This window comes from Diaphorobacter sp. J5-51, from assembly GCF_001023515.1.
Lineage (GTDB): Bacteria > Pseudomonadota > Gammaproteobacteria > Burkholderiales > Burkholderiaceae_C > Diaphorobacter > Diaphorobacter nitroreducens.
The window spans coordinates 1-1,042 of sequence record NZ_JSYI01000030.1 but is presented as its reverse complement, the minus strand read 5'-3'; the positions used below and the strand labels follow the sequence as shown (position 1 = coordinate 1,042).

Here is a 1,042-nt window from a genome sequence, read left to right as displayed (position 1 = left end):
GGCGCTGTTCGCGTTACGTATTGATTTCGTCCATACTGTTGTCCAGCAAGGGAGGCAGTGATGCGACTCGACCACTTCCAGCGCGTTCTAGGCAAGATAGGAAACATGACCCTGGACCAGCTCAAAGAGTTGGCTCAGGCCATTGAACAACGACAAGCGGCCCTGGAGTCCTTCCGTGCGCTGGACGAGGCTCGCGGCCTCGTATGCTGCCGCCACTGCGGCAGTCTCTCGGTCGTCAAAAACGGTCGAGCTCATGGGTTACAGCGGTATCTCTGCCGCGATTGCAACCGCACATCCGGCGTAACAACGAATACGCCCTTGGCTCGCCTGCGTCGCAAGGAACGGCTGGCCGCTAATGCCGCCTGCATGGCGTCTGGAATGACGGTTCGCGATACCGCTGCCGACACCGGTGTGGCGGTCTCCACCGCCTTCCGGTGGCGCCATCGCTTCCTTACTGCCGTCGTTCCGCAGCAGCCCAAGGCTCTGGAGGGCTTATTGGAGGTGGACGAGACCTACTTTCTGCACTCCCGCAAAGGCGAGCGGAATCTACCGCGCGAAGCCCGCAAGCGCGGGGGCAAAGCATCAAAGCGGGGACTCTCCAAGGAGCAGGTTCCCGTCCTCATAGCCCGGGCCCGTGGCCAGCAGCACACAGCTGACCGGGTTATGCCTGCCATGAACGGCAAAGAACTGGTGGCCACGCTCCGACCGCTGGTGCGTCCTGACACCGTAGTGTGTTCCGACGGTAACTCGGCCTATTACGCGCTGCCGCGCGAACTGGGCGTCACGCTGAAGATGTTCAGCGCGTCCAAGCATGGCTCACCACAGAACCCCTCATTCCACGTCCAGACTGTCAACGGCTATCACTCACGCCTCAAGGGCTGGCTGAATTGCGAGTTGCGTGGCGTCGCCACCAAGTACCTGCCCAACTATTTGGCCTGGCAGCGGCTCCTGACATGGTTCAAAGACGGGATTTCGCCTGCGCAGTTCATCGCATCGGCCCTTGGTCGACAGCTCATCAATACTTAACGCGAACAGCGCCTTT

Annotated in this window: 1 protein-coding gene; it reads left to right on the top strand. The window is 60.7% G+C overall.

Features of this window, described 5'->3' with window-relative positions; translation table 11 throughout:
• The first annotated feature begins 60 nt into the window (after positions 1 to 60).
• Positions 61 to 1,026 (top strand): IS1595 family transposase, encoded by a 966-nt coding sequence (locus tag OX89_RS04315; protein WP_047349716.1) that lies wholly within the window; start codon positions 61 to 63, stop codon positions 1,024 to 1,026.
• The last annotated feature ends 16 nt before the right edge of the window (positions 1,027 to 1,042 follow it).